At 71.0% G+C, this 13125-nt stretch carries 10 protein-coding genes and 3 pseudogenes; 11 read left to right on the plus strand and 2 right to left on the minus strand.

The annotated features are described in order from the left end of the window. Positions 1-4 precede the first annotated feature (4 nt). From ACIBB8_RS27470 to ACIBB8_RS27490, 5 genes are all read left to right on the plus strand, one after another. Positions 5-1048, plus strand: a complete 1044-nt coding sequence (locus ACIBB8_RS27470; RefSeq protein ID WP_398956527.1) for a LacI family DNA-binding transcriptional regulator — start codon at positions 5-7, stop codon at positions 1046-1048. A 147-nt stretch (positions 1049-1195) separates the two neighbouring features. Next, positions 1196-2329: a S1C family serine protease gene (locus tag ACIBB8_RS27475; RefSeq protein ID WP_398956528.1), complete on the plus strand. Its 1134-nt coding sequence runs from the start codon at positions 1196-1198 to the stop codon at positions 2327-2329. Positions 2330-2340: 11 nt separating this feature from the next. Next, entirely contained in the window at positions 2341-2514 is a 174-nt protein-coding gene (locus ACIBB8_RS27480; protein ID WP_398956529.1) for a hypothetical protein, read from the plus strand. A gap of 42 nt (positions 2515-2556) precedes the next feature. Further along, on the plus strand, positions 2557-3288 hold the full coding sequence (locus ACIBB8_RS27485) for a response regulator transcription factor (protein ID WP_398956531.1): 732 nt from the start codon (positions 2557-2559) through the stop codon (positions 3286-3288). Then, positions 3285-4709, plus strand: a complete 1425-nt coding sequence (locus ACIBB8_RS27490) for a sensor histidine kinase (protein ID WP_398956533.1) — start codon at positions 3285-3287, stop codon at positions 4707-4709. Before ACIBB8_RS27485 ends, ACIBB8_RS27490 begins: the two co-directional genes overlap by 4 nt. Positions 4710-4789: 80 nt before the next feature. Here the strand turns inward: ACIBB8_RS27490 and ACIBB8_RS27495 are convergent, their stop codons facing one another. Both ACIBB8_RS27495 and ACIBB8_RS27500 read right to left on the minus strand, forming a co-directional pair. Then, positions 4790-5221, minus strand: a complete 432-nt coding sequence (locus ACIBB8_RS27495) for a DUF302 domain-containing protein (protein WP_398956535.1) — start codon at positions 5219-5221, stop codon at positions 4790-4792. A gap of 117 nt (positions 5222-5338) precedes the next feature. After that, a pseudogene (locus tag ACIBB8_RS27500) lies at positions 5339-7170 on the minus strand (bifunctional metallophosphatase/5'-nucleotidase). A 331-nt stretch (positions 7171-7501) separates the two neighbouring features. Between ACIBB8_RS27500 and mshD the strand changes: the two are divergent. The 6 genes and pseudogenes from mshD to ACIBB8_RS27530 all read left to right on the plus strand — a co-directional run bounded on the left by mshD (position 7502) and on the right by ACIBB8_RS27530 (position 12757). Beyond that, positions 7502-8437 carry a mycothiol synthase gene (mshD, locus tag ACIBB8_RS27505; RefSeq protein ID WP_398956537.1) on the plus strand — a complete coding sequence of 312 codons (936 nt, stop codon included), beginning with the start codon at positions 7502-7504 and terminating at the stop codon, positions 8435-8437. Between the two features lie 57 nt (positions 8438-8494). Beyond that, a pseudogene (locus ACIBB8_RS27510) lies at positions 8495-8602 on the plus strand (GntR family transcriptional regulator); the annotation flags it as partial. Continuing rightward, a pseudogene (locus ACIBB8_RS27515) lies at positions 8599-8816 on the plus strand (ATP-binding cassette domain-containing protein); the annotation flags it as partial. The pseudogenes ACIBB8_RS27510 and ACIBB8_RS27515, both read left to right, overlap by 4 nt. Before the next feature lie 269 nt (positions 8817-9085). Further along, complete coding sequence (locus ACIBB8_RS27520) at positions 9086-11341, plus strand: RNA degradosome polyphosphate kinase (RefSeq protein WP_398956539.1); 2256 nt, start codon at positions 9086-9088, stop codon at positions 11339-11341. Beyond that, positions 11328-12356, plus strand: coding sequence for a CHAD domain-containing protein (locus tag ACIBB8_RS27525; RefSeq protein ID WP_398956542.1), 1029 nt, complete (start codon positions 11328-11330; stop codon positions 12354-12356). The genes ACIBB8_RS27520 and ACIBB8_RS27525 overlap by 14 nt, the downstream gene beginning before the upstream one ends. Then, entirely contained in the window at positions 12353-12757 is a 405-nt protein-coding gene (locus tag ACIBB8_RS27530; protein ID WP_398956545.1) for an NUDIX hydrolase, read from the plus strand. Before ACIBB8_RS27525 ends, ACIBB8_RS27530 begins: the two co-directional genes overlap by 4 nt. Positions 12758-13125 lie beyond the last annotated feature (368 nt).

Here is a 13125-nt window from a genome sequence, read left to right on the forward strand (position 1 = left end):
GCGCGTGGCCAAGGTGACGCGGGACGATGTGGCGAGACTGGCGGGGACGTCGACCGCGGTCGTCAGCTACGTCATCAACAACGGACCCCGGCCGGTTGCCCCGGCCACGCGCGAGCGGGTACTCGCCGCGATCAAGAACCTGGGCTACCGGCCCGACCGCGTCGCCCAGGCGATGGCGTCGCGGCGGACCGACCTCATAGGGATGATCGTTCCGGATGCCCGTCAGCCCTTCTTCGCGGAAATGGCGCACGCGGTCGAACAGGCTGCCGCCGAGCGCGGAAAAATGGTTCTCGTCGGCAACTCCGACTACCGCGACGAGCGCGAGGTCCACTATCTCCGCGCCTTCCTCGGTATGCGCGTCTCCGGCCTGATCCTGGTCAGCCAGGGCCCCAGCGAGCGGGCCGCGGCCGAGGTCGAGGCATGGGACGCCCGGGTCGTGCTGCTGCACGAACGGCCCGAGGCGATCGACGACGTCGCGGTCGTCACCGACGACATCGGCGGCGCTCAGCTCGCCACCCGGCACCTCCTCGAACACGGCAACGCGTACGTGGCGTGCCTCGGCGGCATGGAGTCCACCCCGGCGGTCGGCGACCCGGTCGCGGACCACGTCGAGGGCTGGCGACGGGCGATGCACGAGTCGGGGCGCTCCACGGAGGGGCGCCTCTTCCAGGCCCCGTACAACCGCTACGACGCCTACCGGGTGGCGCTCGGACTGCTCGCCGGTCCGGACCGGCCCCCGGCGATCTTCTGCTCGACGGACGACCAGGCCATCGGGGTGCTCCGGGCCGCGCGCGAACTGCGGATCGATGTGCCCGGGGAGCTCGCGGTGGCGGGCTTCGACGACGTGAAGGAAGCGGGGCTGACCGATCCGCCGCTGACGACCGTCTTCTCGGACCGCCCGGCCATGGCCCGGGCCGCGGTGGATCTGGTGCTCGACGACTCCCTGCGGGTCTCGGGCTCGCGACGGGAGCGGCTGAAGCAGTTCCCGTCGGCGCTGGTGGTGCGGCGCTCGTGCGGGTGCGGGGAGCCGACGGCCCAGGGTCGGTAGACGGGGCACTTCCCCGGCCCGGGGCGCTCGCCTTCCGCCTACCCGAACGACGTTCCCGGTGGCTTTTATATGGGACATACACGGTTCTGTCGGGCTTCTCAGGGCATACTCAGGGTTCTCTCATGTTCGCTGGACACAGTCGTAGACATGACTGAGAGCCAGCGCCCGAGCGGCGAGTACCCGACGCATCCCTCGTACGGCAACGGCGACGCGGCCTGCCCGCCGCCGCCCTCGTACCGGCCGGCGCAACCGATCGCCGCGGATCCCGGGACGACCGTGTGGTCCGGCAGCGGCGCTGACGCCGACGGGCACAGTGACGGCGGTGACGGCGGCTACGGCGACTTCCACGGGCTGGGCCAGCCCGCCCCCCAGCCGCCCGCGCGCGGCAGGCGCCGGGTCGGACGGCCGGTCGCTCTCCTGACGGCCGTGGCCGTCGCGGCAGCGGTCGTCGGTGGTGCCACCGCCACCGTCATCGGTCAGTTCACCGACTCCGGTTCCAGCGGCGGTGGCGGCAGCAGTGCGGTCAGCGGCACGACTGTCTCGCAGAGCAGCGCAGGCACCGTCGCCGGAGTGGCACAGGCGGTGTCGCCGACGATCGTCGAAATCAGCGCGACCTCGAACGCGGGCCAGTCCACCGGGTCCGGCGTGATCATCACCTCCGACGGCGAGATCGTCACCAACAACCATGTCGTCGCGGGCGCCTCGACGATCAAGGTGACGCTCAGCACCGGCAGGACGTACACCGCGAGGGTGGTCGGCACGGACGCCGACAAGGACCTCGCGCTCATCAAGCTGGAGGGGGCGCGCGGGCTGAAGACGGCCACGCTCGGCGACTCCTCCTCGCTCAAGGTCGGTGACCAGGTCGTCGCGATCGGCTCGCCCGAGGGCCTCACCGGCACCGTCACCAGCGGCATCGTCTCCGCACTGGATCGCGATGTCACCGTCGCCAAGGACAGCAACAGCGGTCAGGGGCAGCAGGGCGGGGGCCGCAGCCTCTGGCCGTTCGAGTTCGGCGGGCAGCAGTTCAACGGCGACACCGGCGACTCCACCACCACCTACAAGGCCATCCAGACCGACGCCTCGCTCAACCCCGGCAACTCCGGCGGTGCGCTCATCAATATGAACGGCGAGATCATCGGCATCAACTCCGCGATGTACTCCGCGAGTTCGTCCGACGGGTCGAACAGCTCCGGCGCGGGCAGCGTCGGCCTCGGCTTCGCCATCCCGGTGAACACGCTCAAGGCCGACCTGGACACCCTGCGGTCCGGCAACAGCTCCTGAGGAGATCAGCCATGAACCACCCTTCCGACACCCCCACCGGACCGGCCGCCCTCGCGCTGCCACTGATGCTCGCGACGGAGTTCGCCACCGTGGCGCGGCGCTCGCCGGAGGTCCGTGCGACCACCCGCACCACCGGCCGGAAACGCCGCGCGGCCCGCCGCGGTGCGACGGTCGTGCGAGGCTGAGAAGACAGCACCACGACAGCAGAGAGAAAAGGACGACGAGCAATGAGCCCCGCCGAAGACGATCCGCAACGCATCCTGATCGTCGACGACGAGCCCGCCGTGCGCGAGGCTCTGCAGCGCAGTCTCGCGTTCGAGGGGTACGACACCGAGGTCGCCGTCGACGGTCTCGATGCCCTCGCCAGGGCCGAGTCGTACGCCCCCGACCTCATCGTCCTCGACATCCAGATGCCGCGGATGGACGGTCTGACCGCCGCCCGCCGCCTCCGTGCCACCGGCACCACCACGCCCATCCTGATGCTCACCGCCCGCGACACCGTCGGCGACCGCGTCACCGGACTCGACGCCGGGGCCGACGACTATCTGGTCAAGCCCTTCGAACTGGACGAGCTCTTCGCCCGCATCCGGGCCCTGCTGCGCCGCAGCTCGTACGCGGCCGCGGCGGGCGGCGGCGTCCCCGACGACAATGTGCTGTCCTTCGCCGATCTGCGGATGGACCTCACCACCCGCGAGGTCACCCGCGGCTCGCGCCGCGTCGAGCTGACCCGGACCGAATTCACGCTCCTGGAGATGTTCCTGGCCCACCCGCGCCAGGTACTGACCCGCGAGCAGATCCTGAAGGCGGTCTGGGGCTTCGACTTCGAGCCGAGCTCCAACTCCCTGGACGTGTACGTGATGTACCTGCGCCGCAAGACGGAAGCGGGCGGCGAACCGCGGCTGGTGCACACGGTGCGGGGCGTGGGGTACGCGCTGCGGGCCGGCGGGGGTGAGGGGTGACCGGGGCCCTGCACCGGCTCCGCGCCCTGCCGCTGCGCTCCCGGCTCGCACTGCTGGTGGCAACGGCGGTGGCGGTCGCCGTGGCGGCGGTCGCGGCGGCCTGCTGGTTCGTGACGAAGGCGCAGCTGGACCAGCAGATGGACAACTCGCTGCGCAACGTCAAGGTCGACAACAACTACGTGCAGGCCCTGGTCGCCGCCTGTACGCGCCCCGGCCAGGCGGCCGCACCGCAGCTCGGCGGGGCATACGTCGTGCAGCTCGTCACCGTGTCCGGGAACACCTGCACCGCCCCCAAGGCGTCACCGATCGGTGTGACCACCGACGACATCGCCGTGGCCGCCGGTCTGCGGGACAACGCCCTGCACACGGCCAGGGCCGAGAACGGCAAGAAGATGCGCGTCTACACCTACACGTACGAGACCACCCCGGTGCCGGGCCTGCTGCCCAACAGCTTCGCGGTCTCCGTCGCCCGCCCGCTGAGCGAGATCACCGAGCCGCTCGCCACCCTCGCCTGGGTCCTCCTGGTCGTCTCCGGCATCGGCGTCATCGGTGCGGGCGCCGCGGGTCTCTGGGTCGCCCGTACCGGTCTGCGCCCCGTCGACGAGCTCACCGAGGCGGTCGAGCACGTCGCCCGCACCGAGGACCTCACCGTCCGCATCCCGGTCGAGGGCGAGGACGAGATCGCCCGGCTGTCCAGCTCCTTCAACTCGATGACCGCTTCCCTCGCCAGCTCCCGCGACCGCCAGGCCCAGCTGATCGCGGACGCCGGGCACGAGCTGCGGACCCCACTGACCTCCCTGCGTACGAACGTGGAACTGCTCGCCCGCAGCGACGAGACGGGCCGGCCCATCCCGCCGGACGACCGCAGGGCGCTGATGAAGTCGGTGACCGCGCAGATGACGGAGCTGGCGTCGCTCATCGGCGACCTCCAGGAACTGGCCCGCCCGGACGCGGCCCAGCCCGGCCCGCTTCAGGTCGTCGGCCTGCACGACATCGCCTCCGCCGCGCTGGAGCGGGCACGGCTCCGTGGCCCCGAGCTGACCATCACCGCGGACCTCGAACCGTGGTACGTCAGGGCCGAGCCGGCAGCGCTGGAGCGGGCGGTCGTCAATGTCCTCGACAACGCGGTGAAGTTCAGCCCGCAGCACGGCACGGTCGCCGTGGCCCTGCGCGACGGCGAGCTGACCGTGGTGGACCAGGGTCCCGGCATCCCGGCCGAGGAGCTCCCGCACGTCTTCGAACGCTTCTGGCGCTCCCCCTCCGCCCGCCAGCTGCCGGGCTCGGGGCTGGGCCTGTCGATCGTGGCGCGCACGGTCCGGCAGGCGGGCGGCGAGGTCGCGCTGCACCCGTCGCCGGACGGCGGCACGACGGCCTCGATCCGCCTGCCGGGCGCACCGCAGCCGCCGCCGGAGAAATCCTGAGAGCCTGTCGGGTGACCTTCGATCCGTGGCCGCCCGATCAGCGGTCGCCCGACAGGCTCTGAGCCGCTCCCGGCGTCCGGTCAGGCCCCGGAGTTGTCGAGGGCCGGTGACGTGGCCTGGCGTACGGCGGCCACCGTGCTCGCCTCCAGTGCCGCGACACCGGCTTGGCTCTGCGGCCCCAGCCCGTGGCGTGCGGCGAGCCATGAGGCGTCGTTGCAGGTCACCCAGGTGACCCCGGTGGCGTCCTGCCAGGCCAGCGCCTTCGCCGGAAGGTCGATGCCCGCGGTCTGCTTGTCCTGCATCAGGTGCGTGCCGCCCTCGGGCTTGCCGAAGATGAGCAGTTCGGTCGGACGGAGTTCCAGCCCGGCACGGGCGGCGTGGTCCGCATGGTCGACCCGCGCGAACACATGGAAGCCCGCTGCGGTGATCGCGTCCTGCAGCCGGTCGATCGTCTCGCGGACAGGCCTGTTGCTGGCCACGGTGACCAGGCCCTTGTCTGCATCTTCAGTCATTCTTGCGACGATAGGCGAGACTTTTTCGGATCCCCTGATGACACCAGGGCGGTGGGCCCATCCGGCCCACCGCCCCGCTCACTCACCCGCGTACGGGCACTGTGTGTCCCGCAGAACCTACTGAACGACCGTGATCCGGTCCGTGACCGGCGGGGCCAGCGGCGCCGCCGCCGACGAGTGGGCCGACAGGTACGCGTTGAACAGGTCCAGGTCGGAGGCACCGACCAGCTTGTTGGTGCCCTGACCGAGTGCCGCGAAGCCATCGCCGCCGCCCGCGAGGAACTCGTTCATCGCGACGCGGTACGTCTTGGCCGGGTCGATCACCGCACCGTTCAGCTTGATCGTGTCGACGACGACGCGAGCCGCGCCGGTCTTCGTCATGTCCAGCGTGTAGGTGAGCCCCTTGGACACCTGGAGGATCTTCGGGCTGGCCTCGTTGGAGCCGCTGACCTGCTGCTGGAGTGCGGTGATCAGCTGCGCGCCGGTCAGGTCGACGACGTTCATCATGTTGGTGAAGGGCTGCACGGTGAACGCCTCCCCGTACGTCACCACCCCGTCGGACTTGCCGTCGGCCGACGCCCACACCAGATCCGCGCGGATGCCGCCCGGGTTCATGAGGGCGACGACCGCCCCGCCCTTGTCCGCCGGAGCCATACCCTCCAGCTGCGCGTCGGCGATCACGTCGCCGAGCGGCTTCTCGAAGGCCGTGGAACCGCGGCCGTCGATGTCGGCGGAGATGTAGCCCTGCGGCCTGTTCGCGATGGGCGCGGCGAGGGTGTTCCAGCGGGCGATCAGGGCCGTCATGTCGGTGGCCTTGGGCTGGTCCCGGGTGACGATGTGGTTCACCGAGGTCGGGTTCGAGGAGCTCGACGACTTCACCGACGTACGCACGATGTCCTGGGTGCTGCGGTCGTACGTGAGGGTCGTTTCGGTGTACAGCTTGCCGAACGACGAGGCCGAGGTGACCAGGCGCGGGTTGCCCGCCGGGTCCGGCACGGTGCACACGTACGCCTGGTGCGTGTGGCCCGTGACCAGCGCGTCGACCTTCGGGCTGATGCCCTTGGCTATGTCCACGATCGGCCCGGAGATGCCGTCGCCTGCGCCGGGGCTGTCGCAGTCGTAGGTGTACGAGGAGGAGGCGGGGGCCCCGCCCTCGTGAATGAGCGCGACGATGGACTTCACGCCCTGGCGGTCGAGCTCCTTGGCGTACTTGTTGACCGTCTCGATCTCGTCGTGGAACTTCAGGCCCTTGACGCCGTTGGCGGTGACGATGTTCGGCGTGCCCTCCAGGGTCACCCCGATGAAGCCGATCTTGACGCCGTTCTTCTTCCACACCGTGTACGGCTTGAGGATCGGCTTTCCGGTCTTCTCGTCCGTCACGTTGGCGGCGAGATACGGGAAGTCGGCGCCCTCGAACTTCTTGTCCTTCTCGTAGCACCCCTCGACCGGGTGGCAGCCGCCGTTCTGCAGACGGGCCAGCTCGGTGGCGCCCTCGTCGAACTCGTGGTTGCCGACCGTCACGTCGAGGTCGATCTTGTTGAGCGCCTCGATGGTCGGCTCGTCATGGAAGAGCCCGGACAGCAGCGGGCTCGCGCCCACCATGTCACCACCGGCCGCGGTGATGGAGTAGGGGTGACCCTGGCGCGCGGTGCGAAGCGAGGACGCGAGGTATTCGACACCGCCGGCCGGAATCGCCTTCGTCGTACCGTCGGCCTGCTTCTCGGTGACCATGCCGGCCGACCCGGCCGGCGGCTCCAGGTTGCCGTGCAGGTCGTTGAAGGAGAGCAGCTGGACGTCGACGGTGCGGGCCGACTCGTGGTGCCCTTGGCCTTGATCGCGGCTCTGGGCATCGGCCGGCATTGCGGCGACGAGCGCGCCGACGGTGGCCAGCCCGGCCGCGGCGGCGAGCACCGTCTCGACGCGCGGTTCTTGTGCGGTGTCGCTGACATCGGTCCCCTAGTGAATTCAGCGGGAGGGTTCGGCCGCAGCCTAGAGTCAACGCGCGTAGCGCGACAGGTTTTTCGAGTGACGAACTGGTTGCCTTGTGGTCAGTAAGGGCGTCTATCAGCGCACTTCACCCCTACGGCACCCATATGCGGGCAGGAACGTCACGCCCTGCAGGCCACCGCAGGCCGGTACGCCAGGGCCGACGGGCCGGGACCGGCCGACGGCCGCGCCCACCCCGCGAAGGCGGTCCGACCCGCACCGCACACCGCCGATCGAGGCCGCAACGCCCCGCTCCGCCCCGTCGGCGCCCCTCCCCGCCGTACGCTCGTACGCATGACGACTGATGTACCCCTCCCCGCTCCGGGACGCGAGATCCAGACGCTCGAGGTGCTCTCTCCCGACCAGGCCGAAGCCGTCCTCGACCTGCTCGGCGAGGCGGCCCGCGCCGACGGCAGGCCCGCGGTCTCCGAGCAGGGGCGACTGCAACTGCAGGGCGGGCGCCGGGAGGGCGTACGGCACCTTCTGCTCACCAGCACGGGAACCCTGGTCGGGTACGCACAGCTCGAGGACACCGACCTGGTCGAGGCACCCGCCGCCGAGCTCGTCGTGCATCCCGCGCACCGCGGGCAGGGGCACGGCCGTGCGCTGGGCGCCGCGCTGCTCGCCGCGACCGGGAAGCGGCTGCGCGTATGGGCGCACGGCGGGAAGTCCGCCGCCCGCCATCTCGCCCAGGTCCTGGGCCTCTCCCTCTTCCGCGAGCTGCGCCAGTTGCGCCGCCCGCTGAGCCCGCTGGACATCCCTGAGCCCGTACTGCCGCCGGGCGTCACCGTCCGTACCTTCGTGCCCGGGCAGGACGACGCCGCCTGGCTCGCGGTGAACAGTGCCGCGTTCGCCCACCACCCCGAGCAGGGATCGCTCACCCAGCGCGACCTGGACGACCGCAAGGGCGAGCCCTGGTTCGACCCGAAGGGGTTCTTCCTGGCCGAGCGCAAGACCGAGGGCGGAACCGAGCTGGTCGGCTTCCACTGGACGAAGGTGCACGCCGAGGAGCAACTCGGCGAGGTGTACGTCGTCGGCATCCGGCCCGATGCGCAGGGCGGCGGTCTGGGCAAGGCGCTCACCGCGATCGGGCTGCGCCATCTCGCCGCCGAGGGGCTGCCGACCGCGATGCTCTACGTCGACGCGGACAACACGGCGGCCCTGGCCGTGTACGAGCGGATGGGCTTCGCCACCCATGAGGTGGATCTGATGTACCGCGCGGAGTCCTGAGCCCGCACAACGTCCCCCGGGGCGGCGTCGCTTGACGCCGCCCCTTCTTCCCGACACCCCGACTGGGCCCGCCGGGCCCGCACGGCGGGGCTGGAGCGCGACGACATGGCCGCGCTCTTCACCGCCGTACTGGACAGCACGTACAAGGGGGACGACCGCACATGACGGGCGCCGCGATCGAGGCGACCGGCCTCGGCATGAAGTACGGGCGCAAAAGCGGTGGCTGGGCGCTGCGCGACTGCTCGTTCCGGCTGCCCGCGGGGCGTGTGTGCGCGCTCGTCGGGCCCAACGGCGCCGGCAAGTCCACCCTGCTCTCCCTCTCTCCGGGTTCCTGCGGCCGGCCGAGGGAACGGTACGGATCCTGGGCGCCACGCCCGCCGATCCGCCCCGATCGTCGGGGTCCGGGCCACTGAGGGGCGGCCCTGACCCCGCACACGCAGCGCGACACCGCAACCCGCACCGCACACCGCTTCCTGCACGTCATGTCGCCGTTACCGCCCATTCAGACGCGCTTGCGACCCTCTCAGGATGCAGCCAGCTGTGCCGACCCCCCGCAACGGGAGAAAATCCAGCAGAGACCCCGGGTTTTCCGCGATCTCCGCCCCTTCCGGCGCGCCCCAAAAGCCTTCCGCGCGGAACAATAGGGCCATGAGCCAGTTGCCCAGCTCCGAGGTCCCGGTCCAGCCCGCCGCACAGCCGTCGGTCGGCTCTCTCGCCGCGCACCGGCCCCACGCCGTCGCACGCACGGAATACGCGGGAGCCGGTCTCACCATGGCCGCCGACCTCGATCCCGACCTCGACGCCGACGTGGACGTGTACGAACCCGACGTCGACGGCAGCGAGCTGCCGCAGGGCCGCTTCCTGGACCGGGAGCGCAGTTGGCTCGCATTCAACGAACGGGTACTGGAACTCGCCGAGGACCCGGCGACACCCCTCCTCGAACGAGCAAATTTCCTCGCGATCTTCGCCTCTAACCTGGACGAGTTCTTCATGGTCCGGGTGGCCGGCCTCAAGCGCCGTATCGCCACCGGCGTCGCCACCCGCTCCGCGTCCGGTCTGCAGCCCCGCGAGGTCCTCGACCTGATCTGGACACGGTCCCGCGAACTCATGGCCCGGCACGCCGCCTGCTACCAGCAGGACATCGCGCCCGCACTGTCCGACGAAGGCATCCAGCTGATCCGCTGGCCGGAGCTGACCGAGAAGGAACAGGCCCGCCTGTTCACCTTCTTCCGGCAACGGGTCTTCCCCGTACTGACACCGCTGGCCGTCGACCCGGCGCACCCCTTCCCGTACATCTCGGGCCTCTCGCTCAACCTCGCGGTCGTCGTACGCAACCCGGTCAGCGGCCACCGCCACTTCGCCCGCGTCAAGGTACCGCCGCTGCTGACCCGGTTCCTGGAGGCATCGCCACAGCGCTACGTGCCCATCGAGGACGTCATCGCGGCGCATCTGGAAGAGCTCTTCCCCGGCATGGAGGTCCTCGACCACCACATGTTCCGGGTCACCAGAAACGAGGACCTCGAAGTCGAGGAGGACGACGCCGAGAACCTGCTGAAGGCCCTGGAGAAGGAGCTCATGCGGCGTCGCTTCGGCCCGCCGGTGCGCCTGGAGGTCGAGGAGTCCATCGACCCGTACGTGCTCGACCTGCTGGTCCGCGAGCTGAAGGTGTCCGACGCCGAGGTCTACCCGCTGCCCGGACCGCTCGACCTCACCGGGCTTTTCGGCATAGCGTCACTGGACCGCCCGGAGCTGAAGTACCCCAGGTTCATCGCGGGCACCCACCGCGATCTCTCCGAGGTCGAGTCCTCCTCGGCGCCCGACGTCTTCGCCGCGCTGCGCGAACGCGATGTGCTGCTGCACCACCCGTACGACTCGTTCTCCACCTCCGTCCAGGCGTTCCTGGAGCAGGCGGCGAGCGACCCGGACGTGCTCGCGATCAAGCAGACGCTGTACCGGACCTCGGGCGACTCGCCGATAGTCGACGCCCTGATCGACGCCGCCGAGTCCGGCAAGCAGGTCCTCGTACTCGTCGAGATCAAGGCCCGCTTCGACGAGCAGGCCAACATCAAGTGGGCACGCAAGCTGGAGGAGGCGGGCTGCCACGTGGTCTACGGCCTCGTCGGGCTGAAGACGCACTGCAAGCTCTCCCTCGTCGTCCGGCAGGAGGGCGACACGCTGCGCCGCTACTCGCACGTCGGCACCGGCAACTACCACCCCAAGACCGCGCGGCTGTACGAGGACATCGGCCTGCTGACCGCCGACCCGCAGGTCGGGGCGGACCTCTCCGACCTCTTCAACCGGCTCTCCGGCTACTCCCGCCGCGAGACGTACCGCCGCCTCCTCGTCGCCCCCAGGTCCCTGCGCGACGGGCTGATCTCCCGGATAAACAAAGAGATCGCGCACCATCGGGCCGGTCGCCCCGCCTACGTACGGTTCAAGGTCAACTCGATGGTCGACGAAGCGATCATCGACGCCTGCTACCGGGCCGCCCAGGCGGGCGTTCCGGTGGACATCTGGGTACGCGGCATCTGCGCGATCCGCCCCGGTGTCACCGGCCTCTCCGAGAACATCCGGGTCCGCTCGATACTGGGCCGCTTCCTCGAACACTCCCGGATCTTCTCGTTCGGCAACGGCGGCGAACCCGAAGTATGGTTCGGCAGCGCCGACATGATGCACCGCAACCTCGACCGCCGGATCGAAGCACTGGTCCGGGTCACCGACCCCGCCCACCGTGCCGCGCTCAGCCGACTCCTGGAGACCGGTATGGCCGACACCACCTCCTCCTGGCACCTCGGTCCCGACGGGAACTGGAACCGGCACGCCACGGACGGGGACGGCCAGCCGCTGCGGCACGTACAGGAAATGCTCATTGACGCCCGGAGGCGCCGGCGTGCAACGCCCTGACCACCAGACGACGACCCGGACGGACGTGTCCGCAGGCGCGGTCCTCGCCCCCTACCTGCAGGAACAGGCCGCGAACTTCCTTCGCAGCCTGCGCCTGCACCACGAGAACAGCGCCCCCACGGACGCCGGGACACTCGCCGCCGAGCAGGCCGCCGGTGCACTGCGCCGCTCGGCCCGCCGCATCAGCGGCACCCTGCACACCTTCCGGTCGGCACTCGAACCCGGCTGGGCCGAGCAGCTCCGTACGGAACTGGCCTGGCTCTCCGGCACGCTGGCCCGCGAGCACGCGTACGCGACCCGGCTGACCCGGCTCGTCGAAGCGCTGCACGTTCTGTCCGGCACCTCGCCGCCGCCCCACACCCAGTGGGCCGCCTCCGGCACCGATCTCGATGTCACCCAGCACGACGCCGCGCAGGCCAAGGAACGCGCCGCACTCGGCGTCGGTGCGGCCAGGGCCGGAGCACTTCTGGAACGACAGCTCACCCTCGCCAGGACCCGCGCCCACTCGGCGGCCCTCCAGGCGCTCGGCTCGTCCCGGTTCCACGCGGTCGCCGACGCGGTCGCCCTGCTCGCCTCCGAGGTCCCGCTCTCCGCCGCGGCCACGGCCCCGGCCGCCGAGATGCTGCACGGGCCCGCGGACCGGGCCGAGCAGCGGCTGCTCGGTGCGGTGGCCACACTCCCGTCCGACGAGACGGTCGAGCCGTACAACGAGGCGCACGACGCACCCTGGCACCAGACCCGCCTTCTGCTGCGACTGCACCGGTACGCCCACGAGGTGGTACGCGGCGCCCCCGACCCGGTCCTGGCCGCCCCCGGACACGCGCTCGACCTGCACCGGGACGCGGCGGAGGCAGCCGCGGCGGCGGCATCGGCGGCCCGTACACCGAGGATCGCGCCGGCCACCGCCTACGCCCTGGGGGTGCTGCACGCCGACCAGCGGCACGAGGTAGAGGCGGCCCGCGGGGCGTTCCGGGAGACCTGGCCGTACACGACGGCGGCTGTGACCACGCCATGAGCGGCGGGATCGTACAGGCCGCTGGGTGTGTGCTGTGGCGCCGGTCGGAGCACTCCGGGGAGCTCGAGATCTGCCTGGTCCACCGGCCCCGTTACGACGACTGGTCCCATCCGAAAGGCAAGCTCAAGCGCGGCGAGCCGGCGATCGACGCCGCCGTGCGCGAGGTTCTGGAGGAAACCGGCCACCACTGCACACCGGGGCCCCCGCTGCCCACGGTCCGGTATCTCGCGAACGGCCGCCCCAAAGAAGTCCTGTACTGGGCGGCCGAGGCGACGGACGGCATGTTCGTCCCCAACGACGAGGTGGACCGCATCGTCTGGCTCCCCCCGGAAGCGGCCCGCACCCACCTGACCCAGCCCCGCGACCGCGACCTGCTGGACGCGCTGCTGATCAGCGGGTGACCGGGGCGCGGTTTCGCCCCGGCGGGCGGCGCGGTTTCGCCCCGGCGGGCGGCGCGGTTTCGCCCCGGCGGGCGGCGCGGTTTCGCACCCGGGTCCGGGGTGCGGGGTTCCGTCCTCAAGCGCCGGACGGGCTTGATTGGTGCCCTGGTCCGGGGCGGGCCCGCGTCCACCCCACCCCGGGTCCGGGGCGGGTGGTTCCGTCCTCAAGCGCCGGACAGGCTCGGGATGCGCTGCCTGGCAACGGGGCGGGCCCGCGTCCGCCCCACCCCGGGTCCGGGGTGACCGGTTCCGTCCTCAAGCGCCGGACGGGCTTGGGAGGCGCTGCCTGGCAACGGGGGTGCCGCCGCGTTGTTCGGTGGTGGGGTGGG

Origin of the sequence: Streptomyces sp. NPDC051286, from assembly GCF_044455345.1 — a bacterium.
Taxonomy (GTDB): Bacteria; Actinomycetota; Actinomycetes; order Streptomycetales; family Streptomycetaceae; genus Streptomyces.

Excerpts from the sequence above, each read along its gene's own strand:
- ACIBB8_RS27485 (WP_398956531.1), top strand. The coding sequence starts at position 2,557 with ATGAGCCCCGCCGAAGACGATCCGCAACGCATCCTGATCGTCGACGAC.
- ACIBB8_RS27475 (WP_398956528.1), top strand. The coding sequence starts at position 1,196 with ATGACTGAGAGCCAGCGCCCGAGCGGCGAGTACCCGACGCATCCCTCG.
- mshD (WP_398956537.1), top strand. The coding sequence starts at position 7,502 with ATGACGACTGATGTACCCCTCCCCGCTCCGGGACGCGAGATCCAGACG.
- ACIBB8_RS27530 (WP_398956545.1), top strand. The coding sequence starts at position 12,353 with ATGAGCGGCGGGATCGTACAGGCCGCTGGGTGTGTGCTGTGGCGCCGG.
- ACIBB8_RS27495 (WP_398956535.1), bottom strand. The coding sequence starts at position 5,221 with ATGACTGAAGATGCAGACAAGGGCCTGGTCACCGTGGCCAGCAACAGG.
- ACIBB8_RS27480 (WP_398956529.1), top strand. The coding sequence starts at position 2,341 with ATGAACCACCCTTCCGACACCCCCACCGGACCGGCCGCCCTCGCGCTG.
- ACIBB8_RS27520 (WP_398956539.1), top strand. The coding sequence starts at position 9,086 with ATGAGCCAGTTGCCCAGCTCCGAGGTCCCGGTCCAGCCCGCCGCACAG.